Source organism: Actinocatenispora rupis (assembly GCF_016861975.1).
Classification (GTDB): domain Bacteria; phylum Actinomycetota; class Actinomycetes; order Mycobacteriales; family Micromonosporaceae; genus Actinocatenispora; species Actinocatenispora rupis.
The window spans coordinates 88,621-110,350 of the sequence record NZ_BOMB01000008.1 but is presented as its reverse complement, the minus strand read 5'-3'; the positions used below and the strand labels follow the sequence as shown (position 1 = coordinate 110,350).

Below are 21,730 nucleotides of genomic sequence, written 5' to 3'. Positions count from 1 at the left end.
GGTAGGCAGTACGGCATGGCGGACGTGGTGGTGGTCGGTGCCGGCCACAACGGGCTGGTCGCGGCGATCCTGTTGGCGCGCGCGGGCCTCGCGGTCGAGGTACTGGAGCGCGACGACGTGGTGGGCGGCGCGTGCCGTACCGAGGCGCCGTTCGCGAAGGTGCCCGGGGTGCGGGTGTCGAGCGGGGCGTACCTGCTGGGGTTGATGCCGCCGGAGCTGATCGCGACGCTCGGCGTGGACCTGCCGCTGGTCCGCCGCGACCCGCACTACTTCCTGCCCACCGTCGACGGCCGGTACCTGCTGCTCGGCGGGGACCGGGACGCGGCGCGCCGGCAGTTCGCCGAGTTCTTCACCGAACGGGACGCGGTGGCCGACGAGGCGCTGCGGACCGAACTGTCGGCGCTGGCGTCGGACCTGGCGCCGGCCTGGCTGGCCGAGCCGCTGCCGGTCGAGGAGACCGCCGAAGCGTACGTCCGGCCGGAGCTGCGGGAGCGCTTCGTGTCGCTGGTCCGCGGCTCGGCGATGGACTACCTGGGCACGTTCGGCTTCGCCAGCGAACTGGTGACCGCGATGTACGCGGTGACCGACGGGATGCCCGGCCTGACCGGCTCCCCGTGGACCCCGGGCAGCGGCCACAACCTGTTGGTACACAACATGTGCCGGCTGCCGGGCGCGGGCGGTACGTGGATGGTCGTACGCGGCGGCATGGGTACGGTCACCCGCACGCTGGCGCGGGCGGCGACCGACGCGCACGCGACGATCCGTACCGGGGTGACGGTCGACGCGGTGACCACCAGCGGCGGCACCGTCACCGGCGTACGGGTCGGCGACGAGGAGGTCCCGGCCCGGGTGGTGCTCGCCGCGACCGACCCGTACCGGCTGCCGGCGTTGCTCGGGGACGCCTGCCCGCCGGCGCTCGCCACCCGCATCGACTCGTACGCGGCGCGCTCGGCCGGGCGCACCATGAAGGTCAACCTGGCCATGTCCGGGCTGCCGCGGTTCGCTGCCCTGCCCGAACCGGTCGGCCAGCACGGCACCACCGTGCACCTGCTGCCCGAGCCGGCCGCCGACGGCAGCGTCCTCACCGCGGTACAGGCCGGCTTCGACGCCGCCGCCGAGGGCCGGCTCGACCCGCTGCCCCCGGTCGAGTGGTACCTGCACTCGACGCTGGACGCGTCGCTGTCGGACGACGCGGGCCGGCACTCCTCGGCGCTGTTCGTGCAGGGCGTGCCGCACGAGCCGGCCGGATCCACCTGGGCCGCCCAGAAGTCCGGGTACGTGGACCGGCTGCTCGCGTTCGTGGAGACGTTCGCGCCGGGCATCACCGCGCTGGTCGACGACGTGTACGCGTTGGCACCGCCGGACATCGAGGCGCACTTCGGCATCACCAACGGCAACATCTTCCACGTGGACAACGCGATCAGCTTCACCGACCGGATGCCGTACCGGACGGGCGTCTCCGGCCTGTACGCGGGCGCCGCGGGCTGCCACCCGGCCGGTTCGGTGATCGGGTGCGCCGGGCACAACGCGGCCCGCGCCGTACTCGCCGACCTGGGCTGAAATGGCTCGCGGCGGCCCGGGCACCCCGGTACGCTGCCCGCCGTGGGAGCTTTCTTCATGAGGCTGCGGCTGCGCTGAGCGCGACCGCAGGGTGATCCGGGCCGAGGGCCGCGCCGAGTGCGCCGCCCGGCCCGACCCGGCGCGCGGTCGTGCTCGCGAACGGTTGTCGTCCGACACCGTCCCGTGCGCCGCACGCTGGTGCTCCCTTCCGTTCCACCGGCCACCAGCCGCCTCGTGACCGCGCGCGCCCGGGACCAGTCTTCCGGGAGTACACGTGCGGGAACGTACGAGGGAAAATCCGTCCGGGGTGCACTTTCTGCGCGACCGGTCCGTCATCGCCGGGCTCGTCCGGTCGGCCGGGGTCGGCCCCGGCGACCTGGTCGTCGAGTTCGGCGCCGGGCCGGGGGGCATCACCGCCGCGCTCGCCGGTACCGGTGCGCGGGTGCTGGCCGTCGAGCGGGACGAGGCGTTCGTACGGCGGTTGCGCCGACGGTTCGCCGATGGCCCGGTCCGGGTCGTACAGGAGGATCTGCGGCGGGTACCGCTGCCACGCCGGCCGTACGCGGTGGTGGCGAACCTGCCGTTCGCGGTGGGTACGGCGGCGCTGCGCCGGCTGCTCGACGGGGACGCGCCGCTGCTCGGCGCCGACCTGCTCGTCGAGTGGGGGTTCGCGCGGCGGCTGACCGCGGCCGTACCGCGGGACGCCGGAACGGCGTGGTGGGCCGCCCGGTACGAGCTGCGCATCGTGCGCCGGGTGGCGCCCGCGGCGTTCTCGCCGGCGCCCCGGGTGGCGGCGGCGCACCTGCGGATCCGGCCGCGCGCCGTGGACCGGCGGGCGCTGCGTCCGCTGCGCGCGATGCTGACCGCCGCGTACCGGCGGCCGGGCGGGACGGTCGCGGCGACGCTGGACGCGGTGGTACCGCGGGGACGGGCGCACCGGTTGGCCCGGAGTACCGGGATCTCGCCACCGGCGGCGGCCGGCACGGTGACACCGGAGCAGTGGCTCGCCCTGGCCGTACGGGCGGCGGCGGGTGACGCGGGCACCGGTACCGGCGAACAGCCGGCACGTGGGCGGAGTGGCACCTAGTGTCGCGGGAGGGACTGTCCACTGCTGCGGCGGAGGTACCAGTGGCTGCTGTGCGCACCGCGACCGAACCGTTGGGCGAGCAGGACCTGCGCGCCCTCGACGCGTACTGGCGGGCGGCGAACTACCTGGCGGTCGGCCAGATCTACCTGATGGACAACCCGCTGCTGCGGGAGCCGCTCGCGGCCGAGCACATCAAGCCGCGGCTGCTCGGTCACTGGGGTACGACACCGGGCCTGAACTTCTGCTGGACGCACCTGAACCGGGTGATCCGCGACCGCGAGCGGAAGATGATCTTCATGGCCGGTCCGGGGCACGGCGGCCCCGCGGTCGTCGCCCAGGCGTACCTGGAGGGCACGTACTCGGAGCTGGTGCCGAACGTGGGGCAGGACGTCGACGGGCTGCGGGCGCTGTTCCGGCAGTTCTCGTTCCCGGGCGGGATCCCGAGCCACGCGGCGCCGGAGGTGCCCGGCTCGATCCACGAGGGCGGCGAGCTGGGATACGTGCTGAGCCACGCGTACGGTGCGGCGTTCGACAACCCGGACCTGGTGGTCGCGGCGGTGGTCGGGGACGGCGAGGCCGAGACCGGGCCGCTGGCGACCGGCTGGCACGGCAACAAGTTCCTGGATCCGGCGACCGACGGGGCGGTGCTGCCGATCCTGCACCTCAACGGGTACAAGATCGCGAACCCGACGATCCTCGCCCGCATCCCCGACGACGAGCTGACCGCGCTGCTCACCGGGTACGGCTACCACCCGTACCTGGTGGCGGGCGACGATCCGGCGGCCATGCACCAGCTGATGGCCGCCACGCTGGACCTGGTCTTCGACGAGATCGCGGCGATCCAGCGGGCCGCGCGTACCGGGGCGGGCACGGAACGGCTGCCGTGGCCGATGATCGTGCTGCGTACGCCGAAGGGCTGGACCGGGCCGGCGACGGTCGACGGCAGGCAGGTCGAGGGCTCGTACCGGGCGCACCAGGTGCCGATCTCCGAGTGCCGTACCAACGACGCGCACCGGGCGCAGCTCGAAACGTGGCTGCGCTCGTACCGGCCGGACGAGCTGTTCGACGAGGCCGGCCGGCTGCAACCGGACCTGGGGCTGCTCGCGCCGCGCGGCGACCTGCGGATGAGCGCCAGCCCGCACGCCAACGGCGGCCTCCTGCTGCGCGACCTGCGCCTCCCCGACTTCCGGGAGTACGCGGTGGCGGTGGACAAGCCGGCGACCACCAGCGCCGAGGCCACCCGGGTACTCGGTGCCTGGCTGCGCGACGTGATCGCCCGCAACCCGGACAACTTCCGGCTCGTCGGCCCGGACGAGACCGCCTCGAACCGGCTCGACGCCGTGTACGAGGTGACGGACAAGGCGTGGCAGGCGGAGATCTACCCGTCCGACGACACGCTCGCCCCGCACGGCCGGGTCATCGAGGTGCTGAGCGAGCACCAGTGCCAGGGCTTCCTGGAGGGCTACCTGCTGACCGGGCGGCACGGCCTGTTCAACTGCTACGAGGCGTTCATCCACATCGTCGACTCGATGTTCAACCAGCACGCCAAGTGGCTGCGTACGACGAACGGGATCCCGTGGCGGCGCCCGGTCGCGTCGCTCAACTACCTGCTGTCCAGCCACGTGTGGCGGCAGGACCACAACGGCTTCTCGCACCAGGACCCCGGCTTCATCGACCACGTCGCCAACAAGAAGGCCGAGGTCATCCGGGTGTACCTGCCGCCGGACGCGAACACCCTGCTGTCCGTGGCCGACCACTGCCTGCGCTCCCGGCAGTACGTGAACGTGGTGGTGGCGGGCAAGCAGCCGGCGCCGCAGTTCCTGACGATGGAGCAGGCGGTCGCGCACTGCACCCGCGGGCTCGGCATCTGGGACTGGGCCTCGAACGACGACGGCGACCCGGACGTGGTGTTCGGCTGCTGCGGCGACGTACCGACCCTGGAGGTGCTCGCCGCCGTCGACCTGCTCCGGCAGCACCTGCCCGACCTGAAGGTACGGGTGGTCAACGTGGTCGACCTGATGCGGCTGCAGGACGAGCGGGAGCACCCGCACGGCCTGCCGGAGGCCGAGTTCGACACGCTGTTCACGCCCGACAAGCCGGTGATCTTCGCGTACCACGGCTACCCGTGGCTGATCCACCGCCTCACGTACCGGCGGCGCAACCACACGAACTTCCACGTCCGCGGGTACAAGGAGAACGGCACGACGACGACGCCGTTCGACATGGTGATGCTCAACGACCTCGACCGGTACCACCTGGTCATGGACGTGGTCGACCGGGTGCCGTCGCTGGGCAGCCGGGCCGCGGCGCTGCGCCAGCACATGGCGGACGCCCGGCTCGCGGCGCGCGCGTACACCCGGGAGCACGGGCTGGACACGCCCGAGGTCCGCGACTGGACGTGGCCGTACTGACCTGGGCGCGCGCCGACACGATGCGGGTCCTGGTCGTCAACTGCGGCTCGTCCAGCGTCAAGCTACGGATGCTGGACGGTACGGACACGGTCACCGGGCACGCGGACCTGGCCGCGGTCGCCGGGGAGTTCTCGCTGGCGTCGCTGCGGCAGGCGCTGACCGGGCTGGGGCCGGCGGACGCGGTCGGGCACCGGATCGTGCACGGCGGCCGCGAGTTCCGCGGACCGGTACGGCTCGACCCGGACGTCGTCGCCGGCATCGCCGAACTGCGCGACCTGGCGCCACTGCACCAGTCGTTCGGGCTGGCCGGGATCCGCGCGGTCGGCGAGCTGCTGCCCGACGTCCCGGCCGTCGCCTGCTTCGACACCGCCTTCCACACCGACCTCCCGTACGCGGCGGCCACCTACCCGGTCCCCGCCGAGTGGCGCGAGCGCTACGCCATCCGCCGGTACGGGTTCCACGGCCTGTCCCACGCGTACGCGGCGCGCCGGGCCGCCGAACTCGCCGGCCTCGACGCCAGCACCGCCCGCGTCGTCACCTGCCACCTCGGCTCCGGCGCCTCGCTCGCCGCCGTACGCGGGGGCCGGTCGGTCGACACCACGATGGGCTTCACGCCGCTCGAAGGCATCGTGATGGGTACCCGCTCCGGCACCGTCGACCCCGGGCTCGTGCTGTGGCTCCAGACCACCGCCGGGCTGTCCGCCGCCGAGGTGTCCCGCGCGCTGGAGGCGCACTCCGGCCTGCTCGCCCTGGCCGGCACCCAGGACATGGCCACGATCCTCTCCCGGTACCGCGCCGGCGACCGCGCCGCCCGCCGCACCCTCGACGTGTACCAGCACCGGCTGCGCGCCGGCATCGGCGCGATGACCGCCGCGCTCGGCGGCCTCGACGCGCTCGTGTTCACCGGCGGCATCGGAGAGCACGCCCCCGAGGTACGCGCCGGCGCCGTGGCCGGGCTGGCCTTCCTCGGCCTCGCCGTCGACCCCGACCGCAACGCCGCACCGGTACCGGACGCGGACGTCACCGCCGACCCGGCCCCGGTCCGTACTCTCGTCGTCGAGGCGCGCGAGGACCTGGAGATCGCCGCCCAGGTCCGCACCGTACTCACCGGCTGAGCCCCGGCACACGCACCGTCCGAGGGCCTCCGGCACCCGCCGTGGTGTCAAGCGCACTTGACACCACGGGAGCTGTCAAGCATCCTTGACAGCGTGGAGAGCGAGGTGCGCCGGCTGCGTACCGAACGCGGCCTGTCGCAGGGCGACCTGGCGACCGCGGTCGGCGTGTCCCGGCAGACCATCAACGCGATCGAGGTCGGACGCTACGACCCGTCGCTCGGCCTGGCGGCACGCCTCGCCCACTACTTCGGGCTGCTGATCGAGGAGGTCTTCCATGTCGACGTCGACTGAGCGCCGGCTGCCCCTCTCCCCCGCCAACCTCGTCATCTGCACCGTCATGGTGGTCGTGGCGGTGGCCACGGCGGCCGTGGGCCACTGGCAGCAGGCGATCGTCGTCGCCGTCGGCGCCGTGGCCACCGTGGTCATGGTCCGCCGGGCGCGCCGGCCGGGTGCCAGCGACGTCGAGCGCGTCGACGCCTTCGAGTACCGGGACGAGCGGGACCGGGCGATCGCCCGGGACGGCCTCGCCGCGGTGGGTGCGACGGCGCTGGCGCTCACCGCCGTGGAGTACGTGGTGGTGCTGGTGATGCGGCCCGGGTTGGCGCCGTGGTCGCTCGGTCAGCTGCTGGCGCTGGCGGCGGTCTGGATGGTGGCCAACCGGGTCGCCGCGCGTCGCCGCTGAACGTTCGCCGAGCTGCGACGCGGGACGGCCCATGTCACACTCGGTGTTCTTTACCCGTGATCGACCCGCGCCGGACGGCGCGACATCCTTTCGAAGGGGAGGCACGCAACTCCATGGCTGACGGCCAGATCGTCGTCACCGGCCTGACCAAGCAGTTCCGCAAGGTCAGAGCCGTCGACAACCTCTCGTTCACGGTCCAGCCCGGCCGGGTGACCGGGTTCCTCGGACCCAACGGGGCCGGCAAGACCACCACCCTGCGCATGTTGCTGGGCCTGGTCACCGCCACCTCCGGCACCGCGACCATCGGCGGCCGGCGGTACGTGGACCTGCCGGACCCGCTGCGGATCGTGGGCGCGGGCCTGGAGGCGTCCAGCTTCCACAAGGGCCGCACCGGCCGCGACCACCTCCGCGTACTGTGCGCGGCGGCGGGCCTGCCGGCGAACCGGGCCGACCACGCGCTGGAGATGGTCGGGCTCACTCCGGCCGCGAAGCGCAAGGTCAAGGGCTACTCCCTCGGCATGAAGCAGCGCCTCGGCATCGCCGCCGGCATGCTCGGCGACCCGCAGGTGCTGATCTTCGACGAGCCGGCGAACGGGCTCGACCCCGAGGGCATCCGCTGGATGCGTACGTTGCTGTCCAGCTTCGCCGACCAGGGCCGTACCGTCCTGGTCTCCAGCCACCTGCTGTCCGAGGTGCAGCTGTTCGCCGACGACGTGGTCATCATCGCGGCCGGCAAGCTGATCCGGCAGGGCCCGGTCGAGGAGCTGACCAACCTGGACGGTGCCGCCCGGCAGATCCGGGTGGTCACCCCCGAGCCCGACAAGCTGTTCGGCGCACTGGAACTCCCGCGTACCGCCGTCGCCAAGGACGAGAACGGCGGCTTCCTGGTCACCGGCGTGACCGGGCCGCAGATCGGCAAGGCGGCGCTGGCCGCGGGTGTCGAGCTGCACGAGCTGGCGCCGCAGCGCGCCGACCTGGAGAAGGTGTTCCTGGAGCTCACCAGCGGGAAGGCGGGTATCCGATGATCCGGGCGATCCGGAGCGAGCTGCTCAAGGTCCGTACGACGAGCCTGTGGTGGCTGATCCTCATCGGGGTCGTCGCGTTCACCGCGGTGGCGATCGCGTTCAACATGCTCGCGACGTACGTGACGATCCACCCGGGCACGGTCGGCCCGCAGCAGGGCGGCCCGGACAGCCTGCTGACCTCGGTGACCGGCCTGTACACGTCCGGGCAGTACGCCGGGACGCTGCTGGCGATGGTCTTCGGCATCCTGATCTTCACGAACGAGTTCTTCCACCAGACGGCGACGGCGACGTTCCTGGCGACGCCGAAGCGGACCCTGGTGATCGGCGCGAAGCTGATCGTCGCGGTCATCGTGGGCGTGGTGATCGCGCTGATCACGACGGTGCTGGCGGTGGGTTCCGGCCTGATCTTCCTCAGCACCCAGCACGCCGACCTCTACCTGGGCAACGCCGAGGTGCTGAAGTCCATCGGGCTGAACTGGCTGGCGTTCGCGATCTGGGCGGTGTTCGGCCTGGGCATCGGCGCGCTGCTGCGCAGCCAGATCCTGTCGGTGATCCTCGGCCTGGTCGCGATGCTGATCGGCCAGACGGTGGTCCAGGTCGTCCTGGCCCTGCTCTCCTCGTACTTCCACGTCAAGTGGCTGATGAAGATCGCGTACTACCTGCCGAGCAGCGCGTCGTCGATCATGACGTCGCCGCACGGCGCGGACGGCTTCGAGTGGTGGGCCGGCGCACTGATCCTTCTGGCGTACGGGGCGGTCGCGGCGGTGATCGGCACCGTGATCACGCGCCAGCGCGACATCTCCTGAGTACTGCCGCGCACGGCCTCGGCCCACCGTCTGCGACCCTGCGGGCGGTGGGCCGAGTCACGTCTCGTAACTGGCCTGTCACGGCCGTCGTTTCCGAATATGTGAAACACACCACCCCTGTGGACAAAGCCCCCGGCCCGTCGGTCCCGTCACTGCACGCGGTCGAGGCGGGCGCGTAGCCTGGAACGCCGGGTGTTCAGCGTGGCGGCCGCCCGCGCCCACGGGTGGTCGAGGATCGCAATAGCGTCGGAAGAGGCGATAACGGCCGTGTCGAGCCAGAGCAACGGAGAAACAAGCACCGCGTCCGGCGGGTCGGAGACCAGCCTGCTCGCGGGATTCGGGCCCAACGAGTGGATCGTCGAGGACATGTACCAGCAGTACCTCGCGGATCCGTCGAGCGTCGATCCCGCGTGGCACGAGTTCTTCGCCGACTACAAGCCGACGACCACTCCGACGGCCAAGCCGGCGGGCACGGCCGTCGCCGAGCCGGCCGCCGCACCCGCCGCGGCGAGCGCTCCGCCGGCCGCGCCCGCGGCCCCGCCGGGGCAGCCCGCCCCCGCGCAGCCGGCCCCGGCGAAGCCCGCCGCCCCGGCCGCGTCCGCGCCCGCCGCCGCCAAGCCGGCGCCCGCCGCGAAGTCCCCGGCCGCCGCGAAGCCCGCCGACGGCGCGGACACCACGACGCTGCGCGGCATCGCCGCCAAGATCGCCAGCAACATGGACGCGTCGCTGACCATCCCGACCGCGACCAGCGTCCGGGCCGTCCCGGCCAAGCTGCTCGCCGACAACCGGATCGTCATCAACAACCACCTGGCCCGCGGCCGCGGCGGCAAGGTGAGCTTCACCCACCTGATCGGGTTCGCGGTCGTCCGCGCGCTGGCCGACTACCCCGAGATGAACAACGCGTACTCGGTGGTCGACGGCAAGCCGACGCTGGTCACCCCCGAGCACGTGAACCTCGGGCTGGCGATCGACCTGGCCCGGCCGGACGGCTCGCGCACGCTGATCGTGCCGAGCATCAAGCACACCGAGGAAATGGACTTCCGGCAGTTCTGGACGGCGTACGAGGACCTCGTGCGGCGGGCCCGGAAGAACGAGCTGACGATGGAGGACCACGCCGGCGCGACGATCTCGCTGACCAACCCGGGCGGCATCGGCACGGTGCACTCGGTGCCGCGGCTGACCAACGGCCAGGGCACGATCATCGGCGTCGGCGCGATGGAGTACCCGGCGGAGTACGCGGGGATGTCCGACGAGGACCTGTCGAAGCTCGCGATCAGCAAGATCATCACGCTGACCTCGACGTACGACCACCGGATCATCCAGGGCGCGGTGTCCGGCGAGTTCCTGAAGCGGGTGCACGAGCTGCTGCTCGGCGGCAACGGCTTCTACGACCAGGTGTTCACCGCGCTGAAGGTGCCGACCGAGCCGGTGCGCTGGATGCGGGACACCGCCCGCACCGCCGACGGCCAGATCGAGAAGAACGCGCGGGTCATCGAGCTGATCGAGGCGTACCGGGTGCACGGGCACCTGATGGCCGACACCGATCCGCTGGAGTACCACATCCGGAAGAACCCGAACCTGGACATCCTCCAGCACGGGTTGACGTTGTGGGACCTGGACCGGACGTTCCCGGTGGGCGGGTTCGCCGGCAAGCAGAAGATGAAGCTGCGCGACATCCTCGGCGTGCTGCGCGACTCGTACTGTCGGCGCGTCGGCGTCGAGTACATGCACATCCAGGACCCGGAGGAGCGCCGCTGGCTCCAGGACCGGGCCGAGGTGAAGCAGCCGGCGCCGAGCACGGACGAGCAGAAGCACATCCTCGGCCGGCTGAACGTGGCGGAGGCGTTCGAGACGTTCCTCGCCACGAAGTACGTGGGGCAGAAGCGGTTCAGCCTGGAGGGCGGCGAGACGCTGATCCCGTTGCTGGACGGGATCCTGCGCGACTCGGCGAACGCCGGCATGGACGAGGTCGTCATCGGCATGGCGCACCGCGGCCGGCTGAACGTGCTGGCCAACATCGTCGGCAAGCCGTACGAGAAGATCTTCAGCGAGTTCGAGGGCAACGTCGACCCGAAGTCCACGCAGGGCTCCGGCGACGTCAAGTACCACCTCGGCATGGTCGGCAAGTTCACCACGCCGGACGGTCAGCACTCGACGACAGTCTCGGTCGCGGCGAACCCGAGCCACCTGGAGGCCGTCGACCCGGTGCTGGAGGGCATCGTCCGGGCCAAGCAGGACCGGATCGACCTCAAGCTTGAGGGCTACACCGTGCTGCCGGTGATGGTGCACGGTGACGCGGCGTTCGCCGGGCAGGGCGTGGTCGCCGAGACGCTGAACCTGTCGCAGCTGCGCGGGTACCGTACCGGCGGCACGGTGCACGTGGTGGTCAACAACCAGGTCGGCTTCACGACCTCCCCGGAGTACTCGCGGTCCTCGCTCTACTCGACCGACGTGGCCCGGATGATCCAGGCGCCGATCTTCCACGTGAACGGGGACGACCCGGAGGCGTGCGTACGGGTGGCGCGGCTGGCCTTCGAGTACCGGCAGGCGTTCAACAAGGACGTCGTGATCGACATGGTCTGCTACCGGCGGCGCGGGCACAACGAGGGCGACGACCCGGCGATGACCCAGCCGCTGATGTACAAGATCATCGACAACAAGCGCTCGGTCCGGAAGCTCTACACGGAGGAGCTGATCGGCCGCGGTGACTTCACCCTGGCCGAGGCCGAGGAGGCCCTGAAGGACTTCCACGACCAGCTCGACACGGTGTTCAAGGCGACGAAGGAGGCCGCCAAGACCACCAAGCAGCTGCCGCGCAAGAGCGAGCCGGAGCCCGAGCCGATCGTCGCGACCGCCGCGTCCGCGGACGTGGTGCGGCTGGTCGGCGAGGCGCAGACCCGGCTGCCGGAGGGCTTCGTGCCGCACCCGCGGGTCGGCAAGCTGCTGGAGCGGCGGGCGAAGATGACCGTCGAGGGCGGCATCGACTGGGCGATGGGCGAGCTGATCGCGTTCGGCGCGCTGCTCACCGAGGGCGTCGGCGTACGGCTGTCCGGGCAGGACTCGCGGCGCGGCACGTTCGTGCAGCGGCACTCGGTGATCGTCGACCACAACACCGGCCGGGAGTACACGCCGCTGGCGAACCTCTCCCCGGAGCAGGCCCGCTTCTTCGTCCAGGACTCGCTGCTCAGCGAGTACGCGGCGATGGGCTTCGAGTACGGCTACTCGGTGGAGACGCCGGACGCGCTGGTGCTGTGGGAGGCGCAGTTCGGCGACTTCGCCAACGGCGCGCAGTCCGTGGTGGACGAGTTCATCTCGTCCGGCGAGGCGAAGTGGGGGCAGCAGACCAGCGTCACGCTGCTGCTGCCGCACGGCCTGGAGGGCCAGGGCCCGGACCACTCGTCCGGCCGGATCGAGCGGTATCTCCAGCTCTGCGCCGAGGACAACATGCGGGTCACCGTGCCGACGACCCCGGCGAACTACTTCCACCTGCTGCGCCGCCAGGGCCTGAGCCCGAAGCGCAAGCCGCTGGTCGTGTTCACGCCGAAGTCGCTGCTCCGGCACAAGCTCGCCGTCTCCGCGGTGGAGGACTTCACCACCGGCACGTTCCAGCCGGTACTGGCCGACCCGGGCATCAAGGGTCAGCCGCTGGACAGCGCCGGTGTGAAGCGCGTCCTGCTCTGCTCCGGCAAGGTGTTCTACGACCTGCTGGAGGCGCGGGAGGCGCGCGGCCTGACCGACGTGGCGATCGTCCGGATCGAGCAGCTGTACCCGCTGCCCGTCGAGGAGACGCGCGCCGCGCTCGCCGCGTACCCGAACGCGGAGGACTTCGTCTGGGTGCAGGACGAGCCGGCGAACCAGGGCGCCTGGTCGCACATCGCGCTGAACCTGCTGGAGCACCTGGACGGGGTGCGGCTGCGCCGCATCTCGCGCCCGGCCGCGGCGGCCCCGGCCGCCGGGTCGAACAAGGTGCACGGCTGGGAGCAGCAGGCGCTGCTGGAAGCGGCGCTGCCCACCCCGAAGTAACCCGATCGACCGTCGGCTCCCGCCACCCGCATCGGGTGGCGGGAGCCGCCATGTAGAGGACCAGACCGATGTACTTCACGGATCGCGGCATCGAGGAGTTGGCCGAGCGGCGCGGCGAGGAGACGGTGAGTCTCGACTGGCTGGCGGACCGGCTGCGCGAGTTCGTCGACATCAACCCGGAGTTCGAGACGCCGGTGGAGCGGCTGGCCACGTGGCTTGCCCGGCTCGACGACCCGGACGAGGACTGAGCGGAATGCCGCCCGCACCGCGGGCGTTGAGACACCGGCGCGGGTCGGCGGAAGGCGGTGACGGCGGTGACGCTGGCGGACCGGGTACCAGGGACGGCCGAGCCGGACGCGGTGTACGAGGCGTTCGAGGCGTGGGTCGGCGAGCAGGGGCTGGAGCTGTACCCGGCGCAGCAGGAGGCGCTGATCGAGCTGGTGTCCGGCTCGAACGTGATCCTGTCCACGCCGACCGGCTCGGGTAAGAGCCTGGTGGCGGTGGGCGCGCACTTCGCCGCGCTGGCGGGCGCCGCCGCGAGGGACACGTCGGGCGAGCCGAAGCGCGGGCGCACGTTCTACACGGCGCCGATCAAGGCGCTGGTGAGCGAGAAGTTCTTCGCGCTGTGCGACACGTTCGGCGCGGAGAACGTGGGCATGCTGACCGGCGACGCCAGCGTCAACGAGTCGGCGCCGATCATCTGCTGTACCGCGGAGATCCTGGCGAACCTGGCGCTGCGGGAGGGCGCGGACGCCGACGTCGACCAGGTCGTGATGGACGAGTTCCACTTCTACGCGGAGCCGGAGCGCGGCTGGGCGTGGCAGATCCCGCTGCTGGAGCTGCCGCGCGCGCAGTTCCTGCTGATGTCGGCGACGCTGGGCGACGTCACGCGGTTCGAGGCGGACCTGACCCGGCGTACCGGGCGGCCGACGACGACGGTCAGCTCGGCCGAGCGTCCCGTCCCGCTGTTCTTCGAGTACGTGACGACGCCGCTGCACGAGACGCTCGAAGAGTTGCTGGAGACGAAGCAGGCGCCGATCTACGTCGTGCACTTCACCCAGGCCGCGGCGCTGGAACGCGCGCAGGCGCTGATGAGTACGAACATGTGCACGCGGCAGGAGAAGGACGCGATCGCCGAGCTGATCGGCAACTTCCGGTTCACCGCGGGCTTCGGCAAGACCCTGTCCCGGTTGGTACGGCACGGGATCGGCGTGCACCACGCGGGGATGCTGCCGAAGTACCGGCGGTTGGTGGAACTGCTGGCGCAGGCCGGGCTGCTGAAGGTCATCTGCGGTACGGACACCCTCGGCGTCGGCATCAACGTGCCGATCCGGACGGTCGTGTTCACCGCGCTGACCAAGTACGACGGGGTGCGCACGCGGCAGTTGAAGGCGCGCGAGTTCCACCAGATCGCCGGCCGCGCGGGCCGCGCCGGGTACGACACGGTCGGCACGGTGGTCGTCGAGGCGCCGGACCACGTCATCGAGAACGAGAAGGCGCTGCGCAAGGCGGGCGACGACGAGAAGAAGCGGCGCAAGGTGGTGCGGAAGAAGCCGGCGCCGGGCACCGTGTCGTGGACGAAGGCGACGTTCGAGCGGCTGGTGGCGGCCGACCCGGAGCCGCTGACGTCGCAGTTCCGGGTCAGCCACGCGATGCTGCTCAACGTCATCGACCGCGGCGGCGACCCGTTCGCGGCGATGCGGCACCTGCTGGAGGACAACCACGAGGACCGTGCGGCGCAACGGAAGCACATCCGCCGCACGATCGCGATCTACCGCGCGCTGAAGGCCGGCGGCGTGGTGGAGGAGCTGGCCGAGCCGGACGAGTACGGGGACACCATCCGGGTCACCGTGGACCTGCAGTACGACTTCGCGCTGAACCAGCCGCTGTCGCCGTTCGCGCTCGCCGCGCTGGAGTTGCTGGACGCCGAGTCCCCGACGTACGCGCTGGACGTGGTGTCGGTCATCGAGTCCACATTGGACGATCCGCGCCAGGTGCTGATGGCACAACAGTTCGCGGCCCGCGGCGAGGCGGTCAACGCGATGAAGTCCGACGGCGTGGAGTACGACGAGCGGATGGAGCGGCTGGAGGAGATCACCTGGCCGAAGCCGCTCGCGGAGCTGCTCGACGTCGCCTTCACGTCGTACGCGAAGGGGCATCCGTGGGTGACCGACCACGCGCTGTCGCCCAAGTCGGTCGTCCGCGACATGTACGAGCGGGCCATGACGTTCACCGAGTACGTCGGGCTCTACAAGCTGGCGCGCTCCGAGGGGCTGGTGCTGCGCTACCTGGCCGACGCGTACAAGGCGTTGCGGCAGACCGTGCCGGACACCGCGCGTACCGAGGAGCTGACGGACCTGATCGAGTGGCTCGGCGAGCTGGTCCGGCAGGTCGACTCCAGCCTGCTCGACGAGTGGGAGAAGCTGCGCAACCCCGGCGCGCTGCCCACCGAGTCCACTGTGGACGATCGGCCGCCGGCGGTCACCGCCAACCCCCGGGCCTTCCGGGTACTCGTCCGCAACGCGCTGTTCCGCCGGGTGGAACTGGCCGCGCTGCGCCGGTACGACCTGCTCGGCGAGCTGGACGCGGAGCGCGGCTTCGACGCCGACGACTGGCGCGACGGCCTGGCGCCGTACTACGACGAGCACGCCGACATCGGTACCGGCCCCGACGCCCGCGGCCCCAAGCTGCTCCAGATCGACCAGCAGCCCGGCCGGTGGCTGGTCCGGCAGGTACTCGACGACCCGGCCGGCGACCACGACTGGTCCATCGACGCCGAGATCGACCTGGCCGCCTCCGACGAGGCCGGTACCGCCGCGGTCACGGTCACCGCCGTCACCCGCATGTGACCACTCCGGATCGCCGGCACCACATCCGTTGCGGCGCCGACGATCGGGCCTCCTGCCGGCTCGCCGGGTTGCGCGACCCGGCGAGCCGCGTGGCCGGATCCGTTGTGGGGCAACGGATCTCGGGAGGTCACGGGATGAGAAGGGTTTTGCCGGTGACGGCGCGGGACTCGATCGCGGCGTGCGCGGCGGCGGCCTCGCGGAGCGGGTACGTCTGGCCGACGACGGGCGCGATCGTTCCCTCGGTGGCGAGCGCGAACGCGCGGGCGACGAGCGCGCGGTGCCGTTCCGGGGTGAGCTGGATGTCGGCGATACCGCGGATGGTGACGCCACGCCGGTCGGCGGCCGCACGGTCGGGCGCGGCGAACCCGTCCGCGGTGGGCGCACCGTACGCGAGGAACGTGCCGCCGTCGCGTACGGCCGCGAACGCCGCGGTGCCGATCGTCCCGCCGATCCCGTCGACGACGATGTCCGCCTGGTACGACGCCCAGTCGGCCGCGGCGGGGTCCACGACCTCGTCGGCGCCGAGCCGGCGGGCGAGGTCCTGCTTGGCGTCGCCGCGCGCGGTGGCCACCACGTACGCGCCGGCCGCGTGGGCGAGCTGGACGAGCAGGACGCCGGCGCCGCCCGTACCGCCGACGACGAGTACCCGGTGGTCGGGTTTGGGTTCGGCGAGGTCGGCGAGGGCGAGCGCGGTGGATCCGTCGTGCAGCAGCGCCGCGGCCTCGGTCGACTCCAACGCGTCCGGTACGGGAACGAGTGCGTCGGCGGGCACCACGACCTGCTCGGCGTACGCGCCGGCGTGGAGTGCGGCGACGCGGCGGCCTACGAGCGCGGGGTCGACGCCCTCGCCGACGGCCCACACGGCGCCGGCGACGCCGTTGCCCGGCACGTACGGCGGGCTGGTGTCGAACCAGGCGCGCGCCGTACCGGCCCGGATGCGCGTCTCCACGAACAGCGTGTCGACCGCGGCGACGCCGACCAGCGCCGTGCCGGGCGCGGCGGGCGGGGCCGGCACCTGGTGCGCCACCAACACGTCCGGCCCGCCGAACCGGGTCGCCTGAACCACGAGCATCGCCGCCTCCTCCGTACGCCGTCGGTGCCATCCTCGAACATGAAGCTCACTTCAAGTCAAGCCGGCTGCGTCGCACGCCACAGCCCCCCGCCCGGCGCGCCCGACCATCACCACGAGTCACCGCGCCGGTACGACAAGATCCACTTGGGTACCGTGGGATCACCTGTGTACCAAGGAGGACAGCGGTGGACGTGGACCCCGGCCGCAACCACGTGGTGTTTGCGGTGAGTGACGGCGAGGGCCCGGTGATCGAGGTACCGGCGCGGGCCGACGACGCGCTGCGGCAAGCCTGGCTGATCGCCGTCCGCGAGCACGGCGTCGTCGCCCACACGGTGCGCGAGGTGTTCACCGAGTGGGAGCCGTCGCCGGCGGACGGCGCGTTCCTGGAGCTGACGTTTCCAGGCGTACCCGTCGGGTACGCGTTCCCGCGGCCGGCGGACGGCGACTGGGACGCGGCGTACGCGGCGGCCCGGCGGACGATCGAGGCCCGCGCCGCCGAGGCCCGACCCGCTGCCGCTCCCCCGGCGGACGACGACGGCATGCTGCTGCCGATCCTGCGCACCACCACGCTGCCCGGCGCCTCGGCGACGCTCGACGTGCTGCCGCACCGCCATCTCGTACCGGGGCGGCTGGCGGTGACGCTCGCCCGCGTCGCGCCCACCCCGCACGGCACGATCGGCATGAGCCACCTGACGTACGCGCAGCTCGGCGCGGACGACTTCGACGCGCTGCTGGCCACCGCGTACGCCGGGGTGCAGCGCGGGCTGACCGTCACCGGGCTGCGCGCCGACGACAGCGACCTGATCCGGATGAGCCGCGAGGGCTGGCTCGCCGGATCCGCCGTCGCCCTCCCCGACTTCCACCGGTACGTGTCCGGGCTGCTCGGCGCGGACGACCTGGTCGTCGCCGTACCGTGCCCGGACGACCTGTACGTCACCGCCGCCGGCAGCGGCTGCGTACCGGCGCTGGCCCGGATGGTGGCGGAGGCGCCGCAGCAGACCGGCGAGTACCTGCCGAGCCTGTTACGGGTGACCGCGAACGTCGTCGAGGTACTGGCCGAGGGCACCCCCGGCTGACGCCGCTACTCGGTGACGGCGCCGTCGGCGACGGTGATCCGGCGGGTGGTGTGCACCGCGTCGAGCATCCGCCGGTCGTGGCTGACCAGCAGCAACGTCCCCGGGTAGGTCGACAGCGCCGATTCGAGCTGCTCGATCGCCGGCAGGTCCAGGTGGTTCGTCGGCTCGTCGAGGACGAGCAGGTTGACGCCGCGCGCCTGGAGCAGCGCCAGCGCGGCCCGGGTACGCTCCCCCGGCGACAGCGTGCCGGCCGGTCGCAGTACGTGGTCGGCGCGCATCCCGAACTTCGCCAGCAACGTCCGCGCCTCGGCCGGCAGCAGCCCGGACGCCGACGCGAACGCCTCCACCAGCGGTACGTCCGGGTCGAACGACTCGCGCGCCTGGTCCACCTCGCCCACGACGACCCCGGGGCCGAGCGTCGCGCTGCCGGCGTCGAGCGGCAGCCGGCCGAGCATCGCGGCCAGCAGCGTCGACTTGCCCGACCCGTTCGCGCCGGTGATGGCGACCCGGTCGGCCCAGTCGATCTGCAGGTCCACCGGGCCGAGCGTGAACCGTCCACGATGGACGGTCGCGCCGCGCAGCGTGGCGACGACCGCACCGGCGCGGGGCGCGGCGGCGATCTCCATCCGCAGCTCCCACTCCTTGCGCGGCTCCTCGACGACCTCCAGGCGTTCGATCGCGCGCTCGGTCTGCCGCGCCTTCGCCGCCTGCTTCTCGCTCGCCTCGGCGCGGGCCTTGATGATGTTCTTGTCGTTGTCGGTGGCCTTCTTGCGCGCGTTCGCGACGCCCTTGTCACTCCAGGACCGCTGTGTCCGGGCCCGCGCCGCCAGCGCCTCCCGCTTCCCCGCGTACGCCTCGTACGCGTCGCGCGCCGCCTGCCGGGCCCGCGCCCGCTCGCGCAGGTAGTCGCCGTAGCCCCCGCCGTACTGCTTGACCTGGTGCTGCGCGAGGTCCAGCTCCAGCACCCGGTTCACCGTACGGGCCAGGAACTCGCGGTCGTGGCTGACCAGCACCGTGCCCGCGCGCAGCTCCCGTACGAACCGCTCCAGGCGGTCCAGCCCGGCCAGGTCCAGGTTGTTCGTCGGCTCGTCGAGCAGGAACACGTCGTACCGGGAGAGCAGCAGCGACGCCATCCCGGCCCGCGCCGCCTGCCCGCCGGACAGCGACGTCATCTCGACGGACAGGTCGACGTCGAGGCCCAGCTCCGCGGCGACCTGATCGGCGCGCTCGTCGAGGTCCGCGCCGCCGAGCGCGAGCCACCGGTCCAGCGCCACCGCGTACGCGTCGTCGGCGCCCGGCCGGCCGTCGGTGAGCGCCGCCGTCGTCTCGTCCAGGACGCGCTGCGCCCGCGCCACCCCCGTACGCCGGGCGACGAAGGCGCGGACGGTCTCGCCCGGGCGCGGTTCCGGCTCCTGCGGCAGGTACCCGACGGTCGCGGTCGGCGGGTTGATCCGGACGGTGCCGGTCTCCGGCGCCGCGGCCGACGCGCCTCCCGGTACGAGCGCCGCGGACGGCGCGCCCTCCGGCAGGTCGGCGAGCAGGCGCAGCAGGGTCGACTTGCCGGCACCGTTGGCGCCGACGAGGCCCACGACGTCGCCCGGCGCGACGATGAGGTCGAGTCCGGTGAACAGCATCCGGTCACCGTGGCCGGCGGTCAGGTTCTTGGCGATCAGGGTGGCGCTCATGGCCCGCCGATCGTACCGGCCGGGCGTTCCCAGGACGCACCGGATTACGGCGCCCCACCCGTGCGCCGGGAACGCGCCGATGGTCCCGACACGTACGCCGTGGGCGTTGTCGGCGGTGACACGCGGGACCTGCCCCGGCACGACGCAACCCGGGCCGATCTCCCGCGGCCCCGCCCCGACGCCACCTAGCGTGTACCCGTGACCAGCAGCGTGTACGTGGCAGGGCTCGGGCCCGGTGGTGGCAAGTCGCTGGTGGCGCTCGGCGTCGCGGAACTGCTGTCCCGGCGGGTCGAACGGGTCGGCGTGTTCCGCCCGCTGGTCGCCGACGAGGGCGCGGACCCGATCGTCGAGCTGCTGCGCCGGCGGTACCGGCCGGACGCCGATCCGGCCGACCTGACGGGCGTGGGCCGGGCGGAGTCGGACGCGCTGCTCGGCGCGGGCCGTACCGACGACCTGGTGGCGGCGGTCGTCGACCGGTACCGCCGGGTCGAGCGGGACAGCGACGCGGTACTCGTGATCGGCTCGGACTTCGGTGACCGGGCCGCGGCGCACGACGACCCGGGGATGCCCGCCGAGCTGGGCCTCAACGTACGGCTGGCGACCGAGTTCGGGGCACCGCTGCTGCTCGTGGTGGACGGTCACCGGCGCGGCGCCGCCGCCACCGCCGCATCCGTACGGTCCGGGTACCACACGGTGATCCGGCTCGGCGGCACCGTTCTCGCCGTCGTCGCCAACCGGGTGCCCGCCGACGACCGGGACCGGCTGCTCACCGCGCTCGCCGCCGACGTCCTCCCCGTCCCCGTGTACGCGGTGCCCGAGGTGCCCGCCGTCGCCGCGCCCACCGTCGCCGAGGTGACCGCCGCGCTGTCCGGCCGGCTGCTGCTCGGCGACGACACGGCCGCGTCCCGCGACGTCCTCGGGTACGTGCTGGGCGGCGCCGGCGTACCGGTGTTCCTGGCGCATCTGCGTACCGGGCACCTGGTGATCACCCCGGGCGACCGGGCGGACCTGCTGCTGGCGGCGTTCGCCGCGCACGCGTCCGGCACGGTGTCGCTGGCCGGCGTCGTCCTCACCCTCGGCGAGGTGCCGGACGCGCGGGTCCTGCGGGTCGCCGAACGGCTCGGCACCGGGCTCGCGGTCAGCGGCGTCGGCGCGGACAGCTTCGTCACCGCGGCGACGCTCGCCGGGCTGGAGGGCCGCATCACCGCCGACAACCCGCGTACGGTGACCGCCGCGCTCGGCGCGTTCGAACGGTCCGTCGACAGCACCGCGCTCGCCGACCGGATCGCCGTCACCCGCTCCACCCGCCGCACCCCGCTGATGTTCGAGTACGAGCTGATCGAGCGGGCGCGCGCGGACCGCCGGCACGTGGTGCTGCCGGAGGGCACCGACGCCCGCGTCCTCGCCGCCACCGAGGTACTCCTGCGGCGCGGCGTCGCCGACCTGACCCTGCTCGGCGACCCCGACGACATCGCCCGCCGGGCCCGCGAACTCGGCGTCGACGTCCGCGGCGCCCGGATCCTCGACCCGGCCACCGATCCGCTGCGTACCGGCCTCGCCGACCTCCTGTACGCCCGGCGCCGGGCCCGCGGCACGACCCGCGAGCTGGCGTACGACCAGGTGGCGGACCCGACGTGGTTCGGCACGCTGCTGGTCGAGTCGGGCCGCGCGGACGCGATGGTGTCCGGCGCCGCGCACACCACGGCGGACACGCTGCGCCCCGCGTTCCAGCTGATCCGGACGGTGCCCGGGGTGTCGGTGGCGTCCAGCGTGTTCTTCATGTGCCTGGCCGACCGCGTCCTCGTGTACGGCGACTGCGCCGTCAACCCCGACCCCGACCCGACGCAGCTCGCCGACATCGCGATCTCCTCCGCCGGTACGGCCGCCCGGTTCGGCGTCGAGCCGCGCGTCGCGATGCTCTCCTACTCCACCGGTACGTCCGGGCACGGCGCCGACGTCACCAAGGTCGCCGAGGCCACCGCGCTCGTCCGGGACCGCCGGCCGGACCTCCCCGTCGCCGGCCCCGTCCAGTACGACACGGCGGTGTCGGAGTCGGTCGCCGCCGCCAAGCTGCCCGGCGATCCCGTCGCCGGCCGCGCGACGGTACTGATCTTCCCGGACCTCAACACCGGCAACAACACGTACAAGGCGGTGCAGCGGTCGGCGGGCGCGGTCGCCGTCGGGCCCGTCGTACAGGGGCTGCGGCGGCCGGTCAACGACCTGTCCCGCGGCGCGACCGTCACCGACATCGTCACCACCGTCGCCATCACCGCCATCCAGGCCCAGCCCGCCACCTGACCCCCGGTACGGAGTGACGCTGCTGACAGCGCGCGCGGGTG

Annotated in this window: 15 protein-coding genes; 13 read left to right on the top strand and 2 right to left on the bottom strand. The window is 72.7% G+C overall.

The window, feature by feature from the left end:
* The first annotated feature begins 15 nt into the window (after positions 1-15).
* From Aru02nite_RS07150 to Aru02nite_RS07100, 11 genes are all read left to right on the top strand, one after another.
* Positions 16-1,560, top strand: a complete 1,545-nt coding sequence (locus Aru02nite_RS07150) for a phytoene desaturase family protein (protein ID WP_203655886.1) — start codon at positions 16-18, stop codon at positions 1,558-1,560.
* Between the two features lie 274 nt (positions 1,561-1,834).
* A complete protein-coding gene (locus Aru02nite_RS07145; protein ID WP_203655884.1) occupies positions 1,835-2,647 on the top strand; it encodes a ribosomal RNA small subunit methyltransferase A in 813 nt (270 codons plus the stop codon).
* Between the two features lie 41 nt (positions 2,648-2,688).
* Positions 2,689-5,058, top strand: a complete 2,370-nt coding sequence (locus Aru02nite_RS07140) for a phosphoketolase family protein (protein WP_203655882.1) — start codon at positions 2,689-2,691, stop codon at positions 5,056-5,058.
* Positions 5,059-5,078: 20 nt separating this feature from the next.
* On the top strand, positions 5,079-6,173 hold the full coding sequence (locus Aru02nite_RS07135) for an acetate/propionate family kinase (protein ID WP_203656068.1): 1,095 nt from the start codon (positions 5,079-5,081) through the stop codon (positions 6,171-6,173).
* A 93-nt stretch (positions 6,174-6,266) separates the two neighbouring features.
* Entirely contained in the window at positions 6,267-6,464 is a 198-nt protein-coding gene (locus tag Aru02nite_RS07130; RefSeq protein WP_203655880.1) for a helix-turn-helix transcriptional regulator, read from the top strand.
* Entirely contained in the window at positions 6,448-6,855 is a 408-nt protein-coding gene (locus Aru02nite_RS07125; protein ID WP_203655878.1) for a hypothetical protein, read from the top strand. Before Aru02nite_RS07130 ends, Aru02nite_RS07125 begins: the two co-directional genes overlap by 17 nt.
* Before the next feature lie 113 nt (positions 6,856-6,968).
* Positions 6,969-7,880, top strand: a complete 912-nt coding sequence (locus tag Aru02nite_RS07120; protein ID WP_203655876.1) for an ABC transporter ATP-binding protein — start codon at positions 6,969-6,971, stop codon at positions 7,878-7,880.
* Positions 7,877-8,686: an ABC transporter permease gene (locus Aru02nite_RS07115; protein WP_203655874.1), complete on the top strand. Its 810-nt coding sequence runs from the start codon at positions 7,877-7,879 to the stop codon at positions 8,684-8,686. Before Aru02nite_RS07120 ends, Aru02nite_RS07115 begins: the two co-directional genes overlap by 4 nt.
* Positions 8,687-8,953: 267 nt before the next feature.
* On the top strand, positions 8,954-12,709 hold the full coding sequence (locus Aru02nite_RS07110) for a multifunctional oxoglutarate decarboxylase/oxoglutarate dehydrogenase thiamine pyrophosphate-binding subunit/dihydrolipoyllysine-residue succinyltransferase subunit (RefSeq protein WP_203655872.1): 3,756 nt from the start codon (positions 8,954-8,956) through the stop codon (positions 12,707-12,709).
* Between the two features lie 68 nt (positions 12,710-12,777).
* On the top strand, positions 12,778-12,957 hold the full coding sequence (locus Aru02nite_RS07105; RefSeq protein ID WP_203655870.1) for a DUF6104 family protein: 180 nt from the start codon (positions 12,778-12,780) through the stop codon (positions 12,955-12,957).
* 66 nt (positions 12,958-13,023) lie between these two features.
* The gene (locus Aru02nite_RS07100; RefSeq protein WP_203655868.1) at positions 13,024-15,558 is read left to right on the top strand and encodes a DEAD/DEAH box helicase; all 2,535 of its coding nucleotides are present in this window, start codon (positions 13,024-13,026) and stop codon (positions 15,556-15,558) included.
* Between the two features lie 127 nt (positions 15,559-15,685).
* Here the strand turns inward: Aru02nite_RS07100 and Aru02nite_RS07095 are convergent, their stop codons facing one another.
* Positions 15,686-16,630, bottom strand: a complete 945-nt coding sequence (locus Aru02nite_RS07095; protein ID WP_203655866.1) for a zinc-binding dehydrogenase — start codon at positions 16,628-16,630, stop codon at positions 15,686-15,688.
* A gap of 185 nt (positions 16,631-16,815) precedes the next feature.
* Here Aru02nite_RS07095 and Aru02nite_RS07090 point away from each other — a divergent pair, with 185 nt between their 5' ends.
* Positions 16,816-17,706: a hypothetical protein gene (locus tag Aru02nite_RS07090; protein WP_203655864.1), complete on the top strand. Its 891-nt coding sequence runs from the start codon at positions 16,816-16,818 to the stop codon at positions 17,704-17,706.
* 5 nt (positions 17,707-17,711) lie between these two features.
* Here the strand turns inward: Aru02nite_RS07090 and Aru02nite_RS07085 are convergent, their stop codons facing one another.
* Positions 17,712-19,391, bottom strand: coding sequence for an ABC-F family ATP-binding cassette domain-containing protein (locus Aru02nite_RS07085; protein WP_203655862.1), 1,680 nt, complete (start codon positions 19,389-19,391; stop codon positions 17,712-17,714).
* A gap of 198 nt (positions 19,392-19,589) precedes the next feature.
* On the opposite strand from Aru02nite_RS07085, the gene pta reads away from it, so the two are divergent.
* A complete protein-coding gene (pta, locus tag Aru02nite_RS07080; protein ID WP_203655860.1) occupies positions 19,590-21,689 on the top strand; it encodes a phosphate acetyltransferase in 2,100 nt (699 codons plus the stop codon).
* The last annotated feature ends 41 nt before the right edge of the window (positions 21,690-21,730 follow it).